Raw genomic sequence first — 17,364 nt, forward strand, 5'->3', positions numbered from 1 at the left:
AGGGACCGCGCAAAAGGTGCTAGTGCCGTTCGGCGTTTTGCAGCATTCAAACAGATGCTTGAAGCGGCATTTTTGCGACTGGCGAAAAGGCTTCACGCAGCCATGCTTTCGACGTGCTACGATCAATGCCAACTTTGGCCAAGGTCGGCGCAAAGGCATCTTTGCACATCTGCCAAAGTCCTACACCAATTTCCTCACGTCCTTGACCTGCACGACCAATCACATCTGGGCACAACCCCATGAGACGATAAATACGTTCCATCCGTGGATCAAAAACGCCGACAAAATGGTCAAGTTTGAATTCATCCATCACTTCACCTGCCCCTAAAGTTAAAGCAGCTGTCACTTTGCGATCTGCGCCTGGTGCTAGGCAAAACCGTGTGCATTCCCAAATGAGAGGGCTTTCAATTCGCACGCCATCTGTCAGATGCCCGAAATGATCATTCACCATCGTCTGGCCAACGGTTGGCAAGAAACGCATGGACCCACCATGGGTGCCATCCGCATTTTCCCAAACCACATAAAGGGGATTGCAGTCATCATATTCATCACGCTCAAAGCCCGCATCATCGACCTGAACGGCCCAGCCCAAACGGTTTTTAAATTGATCTGCACGATCTCTAAACATCGTATCGCGCAATAGGGGAAAGTTATGAAGAGAATCGCCGTAAATATACCGTAACATGTGGTTGCTCCTGAATCCGTCTGATGTTCTGGAAGCTAGACATCATGGATAACCAAGGGCTAAGCACTGCGTACGGTCGAATTTTCAGGTCCTTTTACCGCCGTACGCTGGGCGATAAAATATGCAACACTTTAGCGGCAGTGAAGTTGCAAGAGCTTTTTGAGATCAAACGATAATCACGCCCGTAGACAAAGCGCGCGCCACTGCATGTGTTGTATTTAATGCGCCCAACTTGTGACGAGCGGCTTCGATGTAAACCCGCAGGGTATGTTCGGAAATGCCCATTTCTTGCGCCGCTTGCGCGCGCGATAGGCCTTTCGCAAGATACGAAATCGCCATTGCTTCGCGCGGCGATAAAGCAGGCGTCGACGCTACCTTATCGCTTGCTTCAAATTCGAGTGCTTTTTTGTTGAATTCATGGGCCACGATTATCAAATCGCGTCCAAACGTATCTACAAACTGATCCCAATCGGCATCTGATGAGGTATTATTAACCGTAAACAGAGCAAACTGCCCTTTAGGCCCTCGGATCGGAATAGTGTATCCTTGATTGCCAACACCATATTCGATGGCTTCCAGAAAAAAGGCTTTGGCGGCTTTTGAGGACCAATCAAGCTGCTTCCAATTTACGGGAGTGAAGCGTTGAAAGCACCCAAAAATCACTGGGTCCATGCGCAGGTAGTCTTTTTCAAGGTAGCGATCGACCCATTCCGATGAATAAGTGCCCGCACCAAAGCGCTCCCCGACACTATTCACCCAGTGATAAACCACATGTTCAAGGTTCAAAATATCACAGAGATCTTCTGTAGCGGATTGAAATTCCTCAAGAGTCTCAACTTGCTGGACGGATTCGAGAAAGCTCTCTATTTGCGATTTCATGTTGACATGCCCGATCTACTTGCGCCTCGGGATCTTTGTTCGCAAGTTCAACAGCCACCACGAGACAGGCATCAGACAAGTGATCCGCAGTCGCAGGCATTCCGTTTAATTCGGCAAAGGTCCGAAGGTCTGTCAACACATCAAGTATCCAATCGTTCCGCATGTAAAGCCTCATCCATTCAAGTTTTTAAAGTTGTCTCAACCTTAGCCTGTAAAATTCAGCAGAAACATTCACGGATTCACCCTCCCCAGAAATAGTGAGGTCATGATTTTTAACGTCATGATTTCTATAACTATCAAAAACAAAAGAAAAAATGCGATGAGCTCAGTCAGAGTTACCCCATAATCAAGGCGCTAAAACAAGAATCACCGCAAGCAACCTTGAGTTGCATAATCGCCACAGGCCAAACCGAACAACTGATTATGAAATAACCGCTCATGCTGCCCCCCGTGCAGCACCTTAGAAAAGGGGTTAAGCCACACAATTTGAAGTCGTGACGTCACCTCTGGCTTGATCCAAAAACACGGCTATAGTGACCTGAACTTCAGTCGAAAGGTGCCAAGATGCCAACCCCTCATATTTCCGCCGCTCAAGGTGACATCGCCGAAACCGTTTTGCTACCAGGCGATCCATATCGTGCCAAATGGGCTGCTGAGACATTCTTGGATAACCCAAGATTGGTCAACGAAGTGCGGGGTATGCTTGGCTACACTGGCACTTATAAAGGCAACCCTGTCACCATCCACGGATCAGGCATGGGCATGCCCTCATTGTCGATCTACGCCAATGAATTGATTACAGAATACGGTGCTAAAACACTTATCCGTATCGGCTCATGCGGAGCCATGCAGAAAAGCATCAATGTGCGCGATGTGATCATCGGCATGAGCGCTACAACATTATCGACGCCCTCCCGAGGTATTTTCAAAGAAATCAACTTTGCGCCCTGCGCCGACTATGGCTTGTTGGAAAAAGCGGTGACTGCCGCACGCGCGAAAGGAACGCCAACTCATGTGGGCAATATTTATTCCGCGGATGTCTTTTACGACGAGCGCCCAGACTTAAACGAAATCATGATCCGTCATGGGATCTTAGGCGTCGAAATGGAAGCGGCTGAATTGTACAATTTAGCTGCACGCCATGGATGCCGCGCCTTGGCTGTCTTGACGGTTTCCGATCACTTGATCACCCATGAGGCGCTGCCATCTTCAGAGCGTGAAAGCTCGTTTGGCGATATGGTTGAAATCGCCCTGCAAGCCGCCTTTGCATAAACGCCCCTTGGGGTGATCGACCGAGACAAGTTACACTATCGAGGTCGCCTTAGGGCGGCCTTTTTTGATGACGAAAGGAGTCCCCATTTGACTTTACCAACACGTCAACTTGGCGCAGGCGGGCCGATGGTCGGTGCAATCGGCTTTGGCGCAATGAGCTTTGCTGGTTTTTTTGGTCCCGCTGATGATGAGACAAGCTTAAAAACTTTGGCCGCAGCCGAAGCCGCAGGCATCGACTTTTGGGATACAGCAAATATTTATGGAATGGGCCGATCTGAAAGCGTCATCGGCCGATACTTTAAAGAGATCGGGACATCACGGCCGATTACCTTGGCCACGAAAGTCGGTATTGTGCCAGGCCCGCCCCGTACAATAAACAACGAAGCAGGATACATTCGCCGCGAACTCGAAGCGTCGTTAACGCGGTTAAACCGTGACCACGTTGAGCTATATTACATTCATCGCCGCGAACAAGATCGCCCAATTGAAGATGTGGCAGAAACCATGGGCAAGCTGATCGAAGAGGGCTTGATCGGCGGTTGGGGCCTATCCGAAGTCGCCCCCACCACAATCAAACGTGCCCATGCAGTCACGCCCTTGCGCGCTGTGCAAAGTGAATATTCACTATGGTCGCGGGAACCTGAACTGGGTGTGATCCAAACCTGTGCTACTTTGGGTATTGCGTTTGTGCCGTTTTCACCGCTTGCGCGCGGTATGATCACGGCAAATGATTTGACGCCCAACACCTTTGAGCCCCATGACTTTCGTCGTGTGAATCCGCGGTTTGTTGAACCAAATTTCTCGACCAATCTCAGCCACGTACATGCCTTGCGAGATTTCGCACAAGGCAAGGGCATCACTGTGACGGCGCTCGCGCTGGCATGGTCGATGAAAGCAAATGACACAGTGATCCCCATTCCAGGCACACGCACGGCAGAACACATGCAAGATTGGTTGGCCGCGGCTTCGCTTGATCTATCTGCGAACGACCTAATGTTAATCGAACAAATCATGCCAGTCGGCTGGGCCCATGGCGCGCGCTATGCAGATACCCAAGTGGTTGGCGTAGAACGGTACTGCTAAGCTCGCAATGTAAAAGAGCCGCCCTAACATGAGGCGGCTCTTGGTGGTTCCTTGCTATGTTATCCCTTGGCTTGACTGGCCTTGAGCGCTGCAGTGCGCGCCGCCTTGGCTTCAATACTGTCGGGCGCTGGCTCTTTGGGTTTCTTGCTAAAGAGCCCAGTTCCTTCTGGGCCATACCAGTCTTCATTGCGGGTGAAATACATAGTTGCAGCAAGCGCGACAAAGGCCAGCGTTGCACCAGCAAGCAGTGCGTAGTCTTCGGATTGCAAAATCAAGTACAGCACGCCGTAGAGAACCAAAAGCATCAACGCCAAGACTGCAGTCCGCTTGCCAAGATTCAATCCAAAATGCCCAAAGAATGTAAGCAGTATGATCGTCGCCCCCGCTGAGATGCCATAGGCAATAGCAAACCCAAACTGTTCAGAATAGGCCACCATCAACAGCACAAAAATAGATTGCGCCAAGCCAATCAGCAGATATTGAACAGGATGCGCAGGGCGCTTGGTGCCTTTCTCAATCAACAGAACGGTCAAAAACGTTAGCGCTATAAACAGGATAGCGTATTTGGCCGCGCGATATGATTTTTGATAAAAGTCATTCGGCTCGATAAAGTCGACCCCGAATGCCATATCACGGCGCAGTGTCTGCGCATAGTTTTCCCGCGACAATTGCGGCAAAGTCCGCGCCAAGTGCGGGATCGTCCAATTGGCCGAAAATCCACTTTCCGACACGTCAGACCCGTCAGGTAGAAATGCCCCACCAAAGCTGGGGTTCGCCCAATCCGATGTCACAGAAACAGACGTTTGACGCCCGACTGGCGCGATCATCAAGGATTGAGCACCGTTTAAGCCAAGATGCAAATCATAGGTGTTGAAAGAACGTGGGTCACCAATTGCAGCGGTAATACCTGCACCGTTTGCCGCTGAAGCGATAGGTTCAAGTGGAAACTCTGCTCCATCAAGGGTCAAAACTGCAACGCCACGCAAGGCCGCGTTGTTGGACAGATCCACAATCATCGCGGTTTCATCCCACAAGATAACTTCATCGTTCACAGCCATATCCGCGATTTGATCGGTGGGAAAATCGAACTCCACAGAAAGGTCCGCTTGATAGACTGGAACATTGAAAATGCCGCGGTGGCGCACCTGCGTCTGCGTGTCGACGGCAACGTCAAATTGATTTGGATAGATATAGATCGGCGCGCGGCGCTGTGTCACCCGGCGCGTCACACGTTTGGATACCGCGTTGCCGTTTTCATCAAGTTTAACTTCACCAGTGATTGTGTCTGTCACCTCCTCAGCCGTGATTGCATCGACGGTTTCTTCAACTGGCACAACCAAAACAGGACCAGAAATCACTTGGTCCCCACCCCATTCACGACCAACATCGCGCAGCGTGCTTTCAGAATAGTATTTTCTGCTTTGAACGATTTCTGATACAAAAAACAAAGGGATGAACATTAACAGGGTCAAAAGCCCCACGATTAAAAAACGTATTCCTATAGCGTCGCGCATAGCTTACCTCGCTCCCAATTTCGAGCCACAGTCGGTCTAATATACCCCGACGTCAAGACGCGTAATTCTTGTGCGCTCCAACCAAAAAGGCCCCGCACAAAGCGAGGCCTTTTATGAATTCATCAGCAAAGCAGCGTTTTAATGCGCGCGCTCTAGCATCATGCCTTTGATAGATGCGATGGCTTTCGCTGGGTTCAAACCCTTTGGGCAGGTCTTTGAACAGTTCATGATGGTGTGACAGCGGTACAATTTGAACGGATCTTCCAACTCGTCCAAACGCTCACCGGTTGCCTCATCGCGGCTGTCGATGATCCAGCGGTACGCGTGCAACAAGGCTGCTGGCCCGAGGTATTTATCGCCATTCCACCAGTAAGATGGGCAGGATGTTGAACAACATGCACACATCACACATTCGTAAAGGCCATCAAGTTTTTTGCGGTCATCAATTGACTGACGCCACTCTTTCGCAGGCTTGTTTGTTTTGGTTTCCAGCCACGGCATAATAGACGCGTGTTGTGCATAGAAATGCGTAAGGTCAGGGATCAAATCTTTGACCACAGGCATGTGTGGCAAAGGATAGATTTTTACATCACCTTTGATCTCATCCATACCGTAAATACAGGCCAGAGTGTTGATTCCATCGATGTTCATCGCACATGATCCACAGATACCTTCACGGCATGAGCGGCGAAATGTAAGTGTCGCATCGATTTCGTTTTTGATCTTGATCAGCGCGTCCAAAACCATTGGACCACATTTGTCCATATCAACAAAATATGTGTCCACACTTGGGTTTTTGCCCGCATCTGGATTGTAGCGGTAGATCTGGAATTTGCGCACATTGGTCGCGCCCTCGGGTTTTGGCCAAGTTTTACCAGTGGTAATTTTAGAGTTCTTCGGCAGAGTAAGTTGTACCATGAATGTCTCCTATCCGAGCATGACGCCCAATCCGTTTTGGGCGATGCAAGAGATGGTTTCGGGTTGGCTGGCAATGGAAGTCACGATGCTCACCGTGGAATTATCAACGCCTGTCACAGCAGCGCGTGCAAGCGTCACAAGTTCGTCTGTTGAAGCTTGATCCACAATGCATTCTACATAGGGTTCCGCATTTACACCTGGTAGCTTTTGGGAAATCACCGAGTTGATGACCCCTTTAGCCGTAGAGCGTACAGTTTGTTCAACTGCCATCTCTGGCGCAAGGCAACCGCTCAAGAGAGCAGTTGCTGCTAAGATCCCCACGAGACGCATTAGAACGTCCGCGCTTTTGGTGCGATGGTTTTCAGGCTGATGCCACCTTCCGCTTCAGTGGACAAAGGATCTTTGACCACATCACGATGTGACAGTTTCACCTTATTGCCATCGACATGCGCAACGGTGTGAACGCGCCAAGCTTTATCATCACGCGTTGGGTAATCTTCATGCGCATGCGCGCCACGAGACTCTTTGCGTGCTTCAGCGCCAACGATGGTCGCCATAGCGTTTGGCATCAAGTTGGCCAGTTCCAGCGTTTCCATCAGATCAGAGTTCCACACAAGGCTGCGATCGGTGACTTGTAGATCACCCATTTTGCCAGCGATGGCAGTCATCTTTTCGACGCCCTCTTTGAGCGTCTTATCTGTACGGAACACAGCTGCATCCGCTTGCATTGTTTTTTGCATCTCTAGACGCAGCTCAGCCGTTTTGATTTCGCCATTTGCTTGACGCAACCCATCGAAACGATCAAAGGCGGCATCAATTGACGCTTGGTTCAGCACAGGGTTCGGCGCCTCAGGGTCAACCACTTTGCCAGCCTTAATCGCAGAAGCACGACCAAAGACCACAAGGTCGATCAATGAATTCGATCCAAGACGGTTTGCACCGTGAACCGACGCACAGCCCGCTTCGCCCACAGCCATAAGGCCAGGAACAATAGCGTTTTGATCATCTGCTGTTGGGTTTAAAACCTCACCCCAATAGTTGGTTGGGATACCGCCCATGTTGTAATGCACTGTCGGCAAAACGGGGATCGGTTCTTTGGTGACATCAACGCCCGCAAAGATTTTTGCCGACTCTGAAATGCCAGGAAGACGTTCAGCGAGAGCTTCAGGTGGCAAGTGCGACAAGTTGAGGTGGATGTGATCGCCGTCAGCACCCACACCGCGACCTTCACGAATTTCCATGGTCATAGAGCGAGACACGTAATCGCGTGGCGCGAGGTCTTTATAGGTCGGCGCGTACCGCTCCATGAAGCGTTCACCTTCGGAGTTGGTCAGGTAACCCCCTTCGCCGCGTGCGCCCTCGGTGATCAGACAGCCTGAGCCGTAAATCCCTGTTGGGTGGAATTGTACGAATTCCATATCCTGCAAAGCAAGACCCGCGCGTGCAACCATGCCGCCGCCGTCACCCGTACAGGTGTGTGCAGAGGTGGCTGAGAAGTAAGCACGGCCGTAACCGCCTGTCGCCAGAACAACCATTTTCGCGTTGAAGACGTGGAAAGTACCGTCGTCGAGTTTCCAGCAGACAACACCCTGACATTGACCGTCTTCAGACATGATCAAATCAATCGCGAAGTATTCGATGTAGAACTCAGCGTTGTTTTTCAAAGACTGACCATACAACGTGTGCAAGATCGCGTGACCGGTACGGTCTGCGGCAGCACATGTACGTTGAACGGGTGGGCCTTCGCCGAATTCAGTGGTGTGGCCACCAAATGGACGCTGGTAGATTTTGCCCTCTTCGGTGCGCGAGAAAGGCACACCGTAGTGTTCGAGTTCGTAAACCGCTTTGGGGGCTTCACGCGCGAGGTATTCCATCGCGTCTGTGTCGCCCAACCAGTCAGAACCTTTCACAGTGTCGTACATGTGCCACTGCCAGCTGTCTGGACCCATATTGCCCAGTGAGGCGGCGATACCGCCTTGGGCCGCAACAGTGTGCGAACGGGTTGGGAAAACTTTGGTGACACAAGCAGTGCGCAGACCCTGCTCGGCCATGCCGAGGGTCGCACGCAAGCCAGCGCCGCCAGCGCCGATCACAACGACATCATAGTCGTGTGTTTCATATTCATAAGCTGCTGCCATGGGGTGTGCTCCTTACAGCGCGAGTTTTACAAGGCCAAAAAGGCCAGCGGCGATCAGGGTGTAAGACATCATGTTCACTGCGATGATTGTGAACTTGCGCTTTAGACCACCCACGTAGTCCTCAATCAGAACCTGTGCGCCGTTTTTAAAGTGAATAAGGCCAACAACCAAAGTCAGGCCTGCGATAATCGAAGGATAAGGTCTGCTGTATGTCGCAAGAACTTCTTCATATGTCCCGCCCAGCGCGTTGCCAAAGGACAAAACAAAAAGCGGGATAAGGATCAACAAAGCGATAGACGATGTGATCATGTGCCAGTGATGCTCGGGGCCAGATTTGGCAGCGCCGAGTCCTACTGCGCGTTGGCGATCAGTGCGAAAAGACATATCTGCAGCCTCCCTTATGTGACGATCATGGTGAGGAATGTCAGCACAGTCGCGCCGATCAACATTGCCCAGCCTAGTTTTTCTGAGGTTTCAACGTTCAAGCAGTAGCCGAAATCCCAAGCAAGGTGACGCAAGCCGCCGCCCAAGTGGTACCAAAGCGCCCATGTTGAAAAGAAGAACACCAAATCGCCAAACCAAGAACGCAAGAATGCGTCGGCTGTGGCAAAACATTCAGGTGAAACAGCTGCGGCAACAAGCCACCAGACGATCATGAATGTGGCAACGATCAATGCGTTACCAGTGATGCGGACAAGAATTGATGACATAGATGTCATCTGGGGACGATAGTATGTCCCGATCATAAAGGGTGACAGAGGGCGATTGCCTCGGTTCACATCAGCCATGGCGAATTCCTTACACGTGATGCGGTGACGGTTCGATGATGTTGTATCAAGTTTTAGGGCAGAGTCATCTCTTGTCAGCGCTAACGAGTGATGAATTTGTTGGAAAATGAGATAAAAAGTAAGAAAAACTGAGTAGTGTGATCACAAATATTTGGTCGTGATCACAAAAACACCCCAAATGATATCCGACTATTTTCATTGGATATAATGCCCCGCCAACACAGAATTGAGCAAGGTTTTCAGCCAGGTGACAGCCGTGACCTGTTCGCAGTCGAATGATATCCCCGTGATGTTCTTTAGGCTTCAGAAAATAGAACGCGCAGATAGCCTGCCAAAGCGCCCTGTCGGCCCGCGCTGGCGGGGCACCATTTTATGCGAAACATTTACGCCGCAAGGTTTGGTCGAAAATGTAGACTTAGCGTTGAAGAACGACGTTTTGATTTACTGAGCGAAGCTATTAAAGCGCCCCGAGTTTAACATCCCGTGAATAGCTGCCCTCTGCGTCTTTTGTGACAGCTTGCGCACAGCGCATGGTCCCATTTGCCGCGTCATATGCGTAAGATGGGTCGCCATAGAGCGCCCACCCCTTATTCAGGGCTTCAGTCACCTTATGACAAAAGTCAGATGTGTCATCAGCAGTTAGCAATCGATAAGCTTTCATAGCTTCACCCCCAAGGCGTTGCACCCAGCGCTGCATGCAGCCCCATGATCACAACCGTCACAATCAATGCGCCGATCACCGCCATGACTTCTTTTTTCGCCCCAACAGGCACATAAGGTTCAGGCGTCACACCCGCGCGTTTAATTAAAATAACGCTCCAGACGGCCCACGCCAGCAATCCACCGAACAGCAAGAATGAGGCCAAATCACCGTTCACTAAAAGATGCGCCAAGGCCCAGACTTTCACAGCTGTCAGTTGTGGATTTTTGATTTTCGACGTGATCCAAGTTTTCATGCCAGAGGCGGCGAACAGATAGATCGCAAAAAGCATCAGCAGATTATTGATACCAACCAAAGCTGGCACTCGCCCCCAGTAAACAGGGCCATCTGCGGTTTTATAGCCAATCACCATCAAAACGATCGCAATAAAAGACAAGGCCGCGACCAAGATGCGCCCTTTCTCGCCTAAATCTGCCCGCACATCAGGCGCGATGCGATTGAAAACATGCGCGCCTGTCCAAAGAACGACACCGAGTATAATAAGGATCATGGCTTACTCCATTGCTTTGATCGCATGCGCTTTGTCTAAAAGAGCTTGTGCAGTGACTATATGAAGATTCTCAACGATTTGACCATCGACAACTGCAATTGCACTGCCGTTTACTTGTGCCTGTTCAAAAGCTGAGATTTGGCGCATGGCGAGATCAATGTCTTGATCACTTGGCGCAAATATCATGTTGGCCACTGCAAGCTGCGCGGGATGGATCAGAGTTTTGCCATCAAACCCCAAATCCCGCCCCTGTTCACATTCGCGCCGCAGCCCCGCTTCATCTTTGAAGGCATTGAAGACACCGTCCAAGATAGCGACCCCATGGGCACGTGCAGCCAAGAGGCAGCTCTGAAGCGCCGTCATCAATGGCAAACGATCCGCGCGAAACCTCGCCCCTAAATCCTTGGCCAAATCATTGGTTCCCATGACAAACCCTGCGACACGCTCATGGCGCGCTATCTCACGCGCATTTAACACGCCAAGAGGCGTTTCTATCATCGCCCAAAGCGGTACATTTGGTACGACCTGAGCGAGCTGATCGACATCATCGACTGTGTTTACTTTGGGCAAAAGCACGGCATCGCAAGACAGGCCAGTTAAGGCGTCAACGTCAAGCCCGCCCCAAGGGGTATCAAGACCGTTGATGCGGACAATTTTTAACCGCCGCCCATAGCCGCCCTGCGCCAAAGCCTGCCTAAGTGTTTCGCGTGCGGATGCTTTTTCATCGGGGCCAACAGCATCTTCTAGATCAAACACAATCGCATCACAGGCAAGCCCGCGCGCCTTATCCAAAGCCCGCGTATTGGACGCTGGGATATATAGCGCAGAGCGCAAAAGTTGGGTCATCTTCTTGTCTTTCTGCATGTCGTGTTGGGCGATCGTTCTCATGGCCCCTTTGCCCCCCAAAAACCGTAAAGGCATGGGATTTTCTTACTCCAGATGCGGTAGGAAGGGCTGAACAGGCCGAGGCATTAACCAATTATTACCGCTCGCCCTCCAGCATAGGTCCATAAATATGAAGCCACGTTAAACTTTAACAGCGACGCCTTTCAAGTGCGTCCAGATACAGTAGGGATCAAAGATGACGAAATTTGTTTACAGCCTCACTCTGGCCGCAATTGCAGGCATTATGCTCCCATCGGCCAGTATGGCGCGTCAACCCTGCGCCCAGCGCGACCAGATAATTGAGCGCCTGAACACCATTTATGGAGAGATACGCCAGTCTATCGGACTTGCACCCAACAACGGGTTGTTTGAAACATACGCCTCACCTGAAACGGGCAGCTGGACCATCTTGGTCACTTCAGTGCATGGGGTCACCTGCGTCATTGCATCGGGACAAGCATTTGAAACTTTGGCAGGTACGCTGCCGCCCGCTGGAGAAGATGCATGACTAAGTCAAAGCATCGAAAATCAGCTTACACCCTGTGAGCACCAAAAACACATACGTCATTCCAAAGAACAGTCTGTCTGACATTTTCTTGTGCAAATAAGCGCCAACACAGACGCCTAAAATGGCTGCAGGTATCAAGTAAAGATCCGCGGTAAATGTATCTTTTGAAAAAATGCCGACTGCGAAATACGGGATAAACTTCAGAACATTCACCGCCCAAAACACCAGTACGCTGGTGGCTTGATAGGTGGTCTTATCCAGCTTTTGGGAAAGCAGGTACACTGCCGCAGGCGGGCCACCAGCGTGGCTGATAAAGCTGGTGAACCCTGTGACACTACCCCAGAACAATCCGCCACGCGCCCCCATTTTTGACTTCGGCGGTGCGATCCAATTCTTGGACTTCGCGGCCTGATAGATCACAAACCCGATCGCGACCACGCCGATCAGAAAGCGAAATACATCAGGGTCGGCGATCCCATATAAAACACCGCCCAGCACAATTCCTGGCACAGCGCCGATAATTAATGTGCGTGCGATGGCCCAATCCCATTTACGCCAGTACAGCTTGATTGCAGTCACATCCATGATCATTAAAAGCGGCAACATCAGACCGATTGCCTGACCTGGGGTAAGAATCAGTGCCAGAAAAGGCGTTGCCGCAAAGGCAGCCGCAGCCCCAAAACCACCCTTGGACATGCCTGCAAAGATAACTGCGGGAATCGCAAATGCGAAAAAATATAGATCAAGATGCATGGGATAATCGCCTGTTTGCGTTGATTTTGCAGCACGCTAGAGCGCCGTTTACGCTAACACCAGCCCAAATCACCTCACTCTGCACTGCAGCGCTCTTGCACCATGGCGCGCAAATGAGTACGCATGCGGCCAATCTTATCAACCTTTCGGAGACAAATTCCATGGCTAGACCAAAGATTGCCCTTATCGGCGCAGGCCAAATCGGTGGCACACTTGCTCACCTTGCAGCCCTTAAAGAGCTCGGCGACGTTGTGTTGCTCGACCTCAATGATGGCGCTGCAAAAGGCAAAGCGCTCGACATTGCCGAAGCAGGCCCATCTGAAGGCTTCGACGCAGACATGAGCGGCACATCCGACTACGCTGATATCGCAGGCGCTGACGTTTGCATCGTAACAGCTGGTGTCGCACGTAAGCCGGGCATGTCCCGCGATGACCTTTTGGGCATCAACTTGAAAGTAATGAAAGCTGTTGGCGAAGGCATCAAAGCCCACGCGCCAAACGCATTCGTTATCTGTATCACAAACCCGCTCGACGCGATGGTTTGGGCTTTGCAAGAATTCTCAGGTCTTCCAACTGAAAAAGTTGTCGGCATGGCCGGTGTTCTTGACTCCGCACGCTTCCGCCACTTCTTGGCAGAAGAATTCAACGTTTCCATGAAAGACGTCACAGCCTTTGTTCTTGGCGGTCACGGCGACACAATGGTTCCATCTGTGCGTTACTCCACAGTTGGCGGCATCCCACTTCCAGACCTCGTAGACATGGGCTGGACCACACAAGACAAACTGGACGCAATCGTTCAGCGTACACGTGATGGCGGTGCTGAAATCGTTGGCCTGTTGAAAACAGGTTCTGCTTTCTACGCGCCTGCAACATCTGCGATTGAGATGGCTGAAGCCTACCTAAAAGACCAAAAACGCGTGTTGCCATGTGCGGCATATTGCGATGGTCAGTTCGGGCTCGACGGTTTCTATGTTGGTGTTCCAACAGTGATCGGCGCAGGCGGCATCGAGCGTATCGTCGACATCAAAATGTCAAAAGACGAGCAAGCTATGTTTGACAAATCTGTAGACGCGGTCAAAGGCCTTGTCGCAGCTTGTAAAGAAATCGATCCTTCTTTGGCATAAGCCACTTTGATATCAGAAAAAATTAAAGGCCGGATCGTTAGGATTCGGCCTTTTTCATGCGCTTGTAATTCTTAAGTTGGCGGCGCTAATCGCCAAAATATGACAGCCCAGCCATATCCAACAACTCCGCATTTTCCGCGCGCAGGCACGCATCAAAACTGGCAGCACTCAAATCAAGACCCGCGCAACCTTGAGGCCCAAATGGAGTTTGATTCAAACTCTGAAATCCCTCGTAAAATGCGACCTGATCTGTCGTCAATGCCTTCAAGGCTTGGGTCACTGTAGTCATTTTGTGACGGTCATGCGCGTGTTCGCGGGCATAAATCGCCTGCAAAATACGCTGCGATCCCATTTTGCGCTTGGGGCCATCGGGTGTTTCATAGCCTCGTTTCAAGATTTTCAATAGAAAGTGCAATCGCGTCAGCCCATCAAAATGGTAAAACAACGACCGCCCTTCGCGGCTTGGCGCACGCTCATTCGTGCCCCTCACATGCGCGCGGTGCACCCCCATCGACCAAGGCGCGCCTTTGGGAACAAATGCTTTTCCACCCACGTGGCCGCTAAACCCGTATTTCAGCATCGGGGCGAACTCCCCGAACAACGGCTCTGACACCAAATCGAACATTTCAATCGGTTCGCGAAATGCGCCATCAAAAAGCTTTGCGTCTTGTCCTTTTTGATTTGCTGTCGGTGTATAAACGCGTTCGAAATTGCGAATGATAACACAGCGATCGTTTGCACCAGATAGATCGTCAAAAACAACCGATCCGTCAGTGACAAACTCGTCCGCATCGCAATGCAGCAACCAATCTGTCATGCCTAAAGCCTGCGCCTGTTCTGCATTGAATTTTTGTCGCGCAGTGTGACGCGGAGGGCGGCGGGATAGACCACTCTCGTTCCAATAATTTTGATCACATTCCGTCACATAGCAGCGTTCAATCGGGGCAAGCATATCGCGTGCCGCTTCATTCTTTCGATCTAGGAAAATATGTACTGCATGTGCGCCAATGGTCAAATGGTGTCGCACGAATGCCGCGATCAAAATTGCAGGTTCATCAACGGTCGCAACGACACCCCATGTTGGGCTCGAGTTTGGCATATAATTTTAAGTCCATTATGACACTTGGCGTTTTCACGCCTCAGAACACCGCAAAACTTTTGCTATAACAACCTAAATCGTGGTGTTGAGATTGAAAAAGGCACTTATAGAAAAGGGAATCGCCCAACAGGAGTTGGCATTTTTGCTTTTAATCATTGCATTCACATGTTTTGTGATCACACGATTGAAGCCTGTGATCACAAATTGGCGAAATAATCATTTTCTCTGACAACAACGGGAAAAAACTGTTCCTTAATACATGTAGTGTGTGTCATGTCTTATAAGAATAAAACTTAGGATGGGACCATTTCATGAATATTCATGAGTATCAGGCGAAAGCATTGCTTCGCACATACGGCGCACCAGTTTCTGACGGGCGTGCTGTTTTGAATGCGGCAGATGCAAAAGCAGCAGCTGGCGAACTTGACGGACCACTATGGGTTGTGAAAGCACAAATCCACGCAGGCGGCCGCGGCAAAGGTAAATTTGTCGAAGCGGAAGCTGGCGAAAAAGGTGGCGTGCGTTTGGCATTCTCCGTTGAAGAAGCGGCAGAACAAGCGCAAAAAATGTTGGGGCAAACTTTGGTCACGCACCAAACAGGCCCAGCTGGTAAGCAAGTCAACCGCATCTACATCGAAGACGGTTCTGACATCGAAAAAGAATTGTACTTGGCTTTGCTCGTGGATCGTCAAACATCTCGCGTGTCTTTCGTTTGCTCCACTGAGGGCGGCATGGACATCGAAGAAGTTGCGGCAAACACACCTGAAAAAATCTTGTCTTTCTCAGTTGATCCTGCGTCTGGTTACCAAGCGTTCCACGGCCGCCGCGTCGCATTCGCTTTGGGCCTTGAGGGCGCACAGGTTAAGCAATGTGTGAAATTGATGGGCAACCTCTACCGTGCTTTCACCGAGAAAGACATGGAGATGCTCGAAATCAATCCTTTGATCGTTCTCGAAAAATCACTTGATCTTAAAGTGCTCGACGCGAAAGTGTCTTTCGACGGCAACGCAATGTACCGCCACGCGGACATCGCTGAACTGCGCGACGAGACTGAAGAAGATCCAAAAGAACTCGCAGCCTCTAAGCATGACCTCAACTACATCGCGCTCGACGGCGAAATCGGTTGTATGGTGAACGGCGCAGGTCTGGCGATGGCCACAATGGACATCATCAAACTCTACGGCGCTGAGCCTGCGAACTTCCTCGACGTTGGTGGCGGTGCGACCAAAGAGAAAGTGACAGAAGCATTCAAAATCATCACTTCTGATCCTAACGTTAAAGGCATCCTCGTGAACATCTTCGGCGGCATCATGCGCTGTGATGTGATCGCAGAAGGCGTGATTGCAGCTGTGAAAGAAGTTGGTTTGCAGGTTCCGCTTGTTGTGCGCCTTGAGGGCACAAACGTTGAGCTTGGCAAAGACATCATCAAAAATTCAGGCTTGAATGTGATTGCTGCGGACGACCTGAAAGACGGCGCGCAAAAAATCGTTAAAGCGGTGAAAGGATAATATCATGGCCATTCTCGTAAACGAAAACACCCGCGTCATCTGTCAGGGCCTAACAGGCTCACAAGGCACATTCCACTCAGAGCAAGCCATCGCATATGGCACCAAAATGGTTGGCGGCGTGACACCAGGCAAAGGCGGCATGACCCACCTTGACCTGCCAGTGTTCAACTCTGTTCACGAAGCGAAACACGTCACAGAAGCAAACGCCTCTGTGATCTACGTGCCTCCGCCCTTCGCAGCGGATTCAATCCTTGAGGCGATCGACGCCGAAATGGAATTGATCATCTGTATCACTGAGGGCATCCCTGTTCTTGACATGATGAAAGTTCAGCGCGCTTTGGAAGGATCTAAGTCACGCTTGATCGGACCAAACTGCCCAGGCGTTATCACACCTGACGCATGTAAAATCGGCATCATGCCAGGCCACATCCACAACCGTGGCTCTGTTGGCGTTGTGTCCCGTTCTGGCACATTGACATATGAAGCTGTGAAACAGACATCTGATCTGGGCCTCGGCCAATCCACAGCTGTGGGCATCGGCGGCGACCCCATCAAAGGGTCCGAGCACATCGACATCCTCGACATGTTCTTGGACGACGACGAAACCGAATCCATCATCATGATCGGCGAAATCGGCGGTTCCGCAGAAGAAGAAGCCGCAGAATTCCTCGCAGAGCAGCGTAAAAAAGGCCGTTGGAAACCAACAGCTGGCTTTATCGCAGGTCGCACAGCCCCTCCCGGCCGTCGCATGGGCCACGCTGGCGCGATTGTTGCAGGTGGTAAAGGTGATGCAGAAAGCAAAATCGAAGCCATGAAATCTGCTGGTATCGTTGTGGCGGATAGCCCTGCGACCCTTGGCGAAGCTGTTATGGCAGCGATCAAAGCTTAATAAACAGCTAAAAATTGCCTGTCCCCATGTCGAATTGGGGTCAGGCTTTTCCACATCAGGCGATGCGTCTATAGCGCAGATAGCCATAACGCATCGACATCAAACCCAAG

General features: G+C 50.9%; 20 protein-coding genes. 7 read left to right on the top strand and 13 right to left on the bottom strand.

All coding sequences use genetic code 11. The annotated features are described in order from the left end of the window. Window positions 1-46 precede the first annotated feature (46 nt). Both EDD53_RS08230 and EDD53_RS08235 read right to left on the bottom strand, forming a co-directional pair. Window positions 47-685 carry an acyl-homoserine-lactone synthase gene (locus EDD53_RS08230; protein ID WP_123792752.1) on the bottom strand — a complete coding sequence of 213 codons (639 nt, stop codon included), beginning with the start codon at window positions 683-685 and terminating at the stop codon, window positions 47-49. 165 nt (window positions 686-850) lie between these two features. Further along, complete coding sequence (locus EDD53_RS08235) at window positions 851-1,564, bottom strand: helix-turn-helix transcriptional regulator (RefSeq protein ID WP_123792753.1); 714 nt, start codon at window positions 1,562-1,564, stop codon at window positions 851-853. Between the two features lie 564 nt (window positions 1,565-2,128). On the opposite strand from EDD53_RS08235, the gene deoD reads away from it, so the two are divergent. Beyond that, entirely contained in the window at window positions 2,129-2,836 is a 708-nt protein-coding gene (deoD, locus tag EDD53_RS08240; protein ID WP_123792754.1) for a purine-nucleoside phosphorylase, read from the top strand. An 87-nt stretch (window positions 2,837-2,923) separates the two neighbouring features. Then, window positions 2,924-3,919 carry an aldo/keto reductase gene (locus tag EDD53_RS08245; RefSeq protein WP_246002304.1) on the top strand — a complete coding sequence of 332 codons (996 nt, stop codon included), beginning with the start codon at window positions 2,924-2,926 and terminating at the stop codon, window positions 3,917-3,919. 59 nt (window positions 3,920-3,978) lie between these two features. Here the strand turns inward: EDD53_RS08245 and creD are convergent, their stop codons facing one another. From creD to sdhC, 6 genes are all read right to left on the bottom strand, one after another. Beyond that, entirely contained in the window at window positions 3,979-5,433 is a 1,455-nt protein-coding gene (gene creD, locus EDD53_RS08250) for a cell envelope integrity protein CreD (RefSeq protein WP_123792755.1), read from the bottom strand. A 138-nt stretch (window positions 5,434-5,571) separates the two neighbouring features. Beyond that, window positions 5,572-6,351 carry a succinate dehydrogenase iron-sulfur subunit gene (locus EDD53_RS08255; RefSeq protein WP_085848489.1) on the bottom strand — a complete coding sequence of 260 codons (780 nt, stop codon included), beginning with the start codon at window positions 6,349-6,351 and terminating at the stop codon, window positions 5,572-5,574. A 9-nt stretch (window positions 6,352-6,360) separates the two neighbouring features. Further along, window positions 6,361-6,672 (bottom strand): succinate dehydrogenase, encoded by a 312-nt coding sequence (locus EDD53_RS08260; RefSeq protein ID WP_170162719.1) that lies wholly within the window; start codon window positions 6,670-6,672, stop codon window positions 6,361-6,363. Window positions 6,673-6,680: 8 nt separating this feature from the next. Further along, on the bottom strand, window positions 6,681-8,489 hold the full coding sequence (gene sdhA, locus EDD53_RS08265; RefSeq protein ID WP_123792757.1) for a succinate dehydrogenase flavoprotein subunit: 1,809 nt from the start codon (window positions 8,487-8,489) through the stop codon (window positions 6,681-6,683). Window positions 8,490-8,501: 12 nt separating this feature from the next. Further along, complete coding sequence (gene sdhD, locus EDD53_RS08270; protein WP_123792758.1) at window positions 8,502-8,873, bottom strand: succinate dehydrogenase, hydrophobic membrane anchor protein; 372 nt, start codon at window positions 8,871-8,873, stop codon at window positions 8,502-8,504. 14 nt (window positions 8,874-8,887) lie between these two features. Further along, window positions 8,888-9,277, bottom strand: a complete 390-nt coding sequence (gene sdhC / locus EDD53_RS08275) for a succinate dehydrogenase, cytochrome b556 subunit (protein WP_123792759.1) — start codon at window positions 9,275-9,277, stop codon at window positions 8,888-8,890. Window positions 9,278-9,533: 256 nt separating this feature from the next. Here sdhC and EDD53_RS08280 point away from each other — a divergent pair, with 256 nt between their 5' ends. Further along, window positions 9,534-9,725, top strand: coding sequence for a hypothetical protein (locus tag EDD53_RS08280; RefSeq protein WP_170162720.1), 192 nt, complete (start codon window positions 9,534-9,536; stop codon window positions 9,723-9,725). Window positions 9,726-9,734: 9 nt separating this feature from the next. Here the strand turns inward: EDD53_RS08280 and EDD53_RS08285 are convergent, their stop codons facing one another. From EDD53_RS08285 to EDD53_RS08295, 3 genes are read right to left on the bottom strand one after another with little or no spacing between them, the layout of a single operon-like run. Next, window positions 9,735-9,938, bottom strand: coding sequence for a DUF1737 domain-containing protein (locus EDD53_RS08285; RefSeq protein ID WP_123792761.1), 204 nt, complete (start codon window positions 9,936-9,938; stop codon window positions 9,735-9,737). 4 nt (window positions 9,939-9,942) lie between these two features. After that, window positions 9,943-10,488 (bottom strand): NnrU family protein, encoded by a 546-nt coding sequence (locus EDD53_RS08290; RefSeq protein ID WP_123792762.1) that lies wholly within the window; start codon window positions 10,486-10,488, stop codon window positions 9,943-9,945. Window positions 10,489-10,491: 3 nt separating this feature from the next. Then, window positions 10,492-11,334, bottom strand: coding sequence for an HpcH/HpaI aldolase/citrate lyase family protein (locus EDD53_RS08295; protein ID WP_123792763.1), 843 nt, complete (start codon window positions 11,332-11,334; stop codon window positions 10,492-10,494). A gap of 235 nt (window positions 11,335-11,569) precedes the next feature. Here EDD53_RS08295 and EDD53_RS08300 point away from each other — a divergent pair, with 235 nt between their 5' ends. Next, on the top strand, window positions 11,570-11,881 hold the full coding sequence (locus EDD53_RS08300) for a hypothetical protein (RefSeq protein WP_246002306.1): 312 nt from the start codon (window positions 11,570-11,572) through the stop codon (window positions 11,879-11,881). Here EDD53_RS08300 and EDD53_RS08305 read toward each other — a convergent pair whose 3' ends face one another. Then, window positions 11,882-12,634, bottom strand: coding sequence for a sulfite exporter TauE/SafE family protein (locus EDD53_RS08305; protein ID WP_123792764.1), 753 nt, complete (start codon window positions 12,632-12,634; stop codon window positions 11,882-11,884). A 161-nt stretch (window positions 12,635-12,795) separates the two neighbouring features. Between EDD53_RS08305 and mdh the strand changes: the two genes are divergently transcribed. Next, window positions 12,796-13,758, top strand: a complete 963-nt coding sequence (mdh, locus tag EDD53_RS08310; RefSeq protein WP_123792765.1) for a malate dehydrogenase — start codon at window positions 12,796-12,798, stop codon at window positions 13,756-13,758. Window positions 13,759-13,843: 85 nt separating this feature from the next. On the opposite strand, the gene EDD53_RS08315 is transcribed toward mdh, so the two are convergent. After that, the gene (locus EDD53_RS08315) at window positions 13,844-14,857 is read right to left on the bottom strand and encodes a glycosyltransferase family 2 protein (RefSeq protein WP_123792766.1); all 1,014 of its coding nucleotides are present in this window, start codon (window positions 14,855-14,857) and stop codon (window positions 13,844-13,846) included. Window positions 14,858-15,168: 311 nt separating this feature from the next. Between EDD53_RS08315 and sucC the strand changes: the two genes are divergently transcribed. Beyond that, entirely contained in the window at window positions 15,169-16,365 is a 1,197-nt protein-coding gene (sucC, locus tag EDD53_RS08320; RefSeq protein ID WP_123792767.1) for an ADP-forming succinate--CoA ligase subunit beta, read from the top strand. A gap of 4 nt (window positions 16,366-16,369) precedes the next feature. After that, window positions 16,370-17,254: a succinate--CoA ligase subunit alpha gene (sucD, locus tag EDD53_RS08325; protein ID WP_123792768.1), complete on the top strand. Its 885-nt coding sequence runs from the start codon at window positions 16,370-16,372 to the stop codon at window positions 17,252-17,254. The last annotated feature ends 110 nt before the right edge of the window (window positions 17,255-17,364 follow it).

The organism is Pacificibacter maritimus, from assembly GCF_003814915.1.
Classification (GTDB): Bacteria; Pseudomonadota; Alphaproteobacteria; order Rhodobacterales; family Rhodobacteraceae; genus Celeribacter; species Celeribacter maritimus.

Excerpts from the sequence above, each read along its gene's own strand:
- EDD53_RS08230 (WP_123792752.1), bottom strand. The coding sequence starts at position 685 with ATGTTACGGTATATTTACGGCGATTCTCTTCATAACTTTCCCCTATTG.
- EDD53_RS08235 (WP_123792753.1), bottom strand. The coding sequence starts at position 1,564 with ATGAAATCGCAAATAGAGAGCTTTCTCGAATCCGTCCAGCAAGTTGAG.
- deoD (WP_123792754.1), top strand. The coding sequence starts at position 2,129 with ATGCCAACCCCTCATATTTCCGCCGCTCAAGGTGACATCGCCGAAACC.
- creD (WP_123792755.1), bottom strand. The coding sequence starts at position 5,433 with ATGCGCGACGCTATAGGAATACGTTTTTTAATCGTGGGGCTTTTGACC.
- EDD53_RS08255 (WP_085848489.1), bottom strand. The coding sequence starts at position 6,351 with ATGGTACAACTTACTCTGCCGAAGAACTCTAAAATTACCACTGGTAAA.
- sdhA (WP_123792757.1), bottom strand. The coding sequence starts at position 8,489 with ATGGCAGCAGCTTATGAATATGAAACACACGACTATGATGTCGTTGTG.
- sdhD (WP_123792758.1), bottom strand. The coding sequence starts at position 8,873 with ATGTCTTTTCGCACTGATCGCCAACGCGCAGTAGGACTCGGCGCTGCC.
- sdhC (WP_123792759.1), bottom strand. The coding sequence starts at position 9,277 with ATGGCTGATGTGAACCGAGGCAATCGCCCTCTGTCACCCTTTATGATC.
- EDD53_RS08285 (WP_123792761.1), bottom strand. The coding sequence starts at position 9,938 with ATGAAAGCTTATCGATTGCTAACTGCTGATGACACATCTGACTTTTGT.
- EDD53_RS08290 (WP_123792762.1), bottom strand. The coding sequence starts at position 10,488 with ATGATCCTTATTATACTCGGTGTCGTTCTTTGGACAGGCGCGCATGTT.
- EDD53_RS08295 (WP_123792763.1), bottom strand. The coding sequence starts at position 11,334 with ATGACCCAACTTTTGCGCTCTGCGCTATATATCCCAGCGTCCAATACG.
- EDD53_RS08300 (WP_246002306.1), top strand. The coding sequence starts at position 11,570 with ATGACGAAATTTGTTTACAGCCTCACTCTGGCCGCAATTGCAGGCATT.
- EDD53_RS08305 (WP_123792764.1), bottom strand. The coding sequence starts at position 12,634 with ATGCATCTTGATCTATATTTTTTCGCATTTGCGATTCCCGCAGTTATC.
- mdh (WP_123792765.1), top strand. The coding sequence starts at position 12,796 with ATGGCTAGACCAAAGATTGCCCTTATCGGCGCAGGCCAAATCGGTGGC.
- EDD53_RS08315 (WP_123792766.1), bottom strand. The coding sequence starts at position 14,857 with ATGCCAAACTCGAGCCCAACATGGGGTGTCGTTGCGACCGTTGATGAA.
- sucC (WP_123792767.1), top strand. The coding sequence starts at position 15,169 with ATGAATATTCATGAGTATCAGGCGAAAGCATTGCTTCGCACATACGGC.
- sucD (WP_123792768.1), top strand. The coding sequence starts at position 16,370 with ATGGCCATTCTCGTAAACGAAAACACCCGCGTCATCTGTCAGGGCCTA.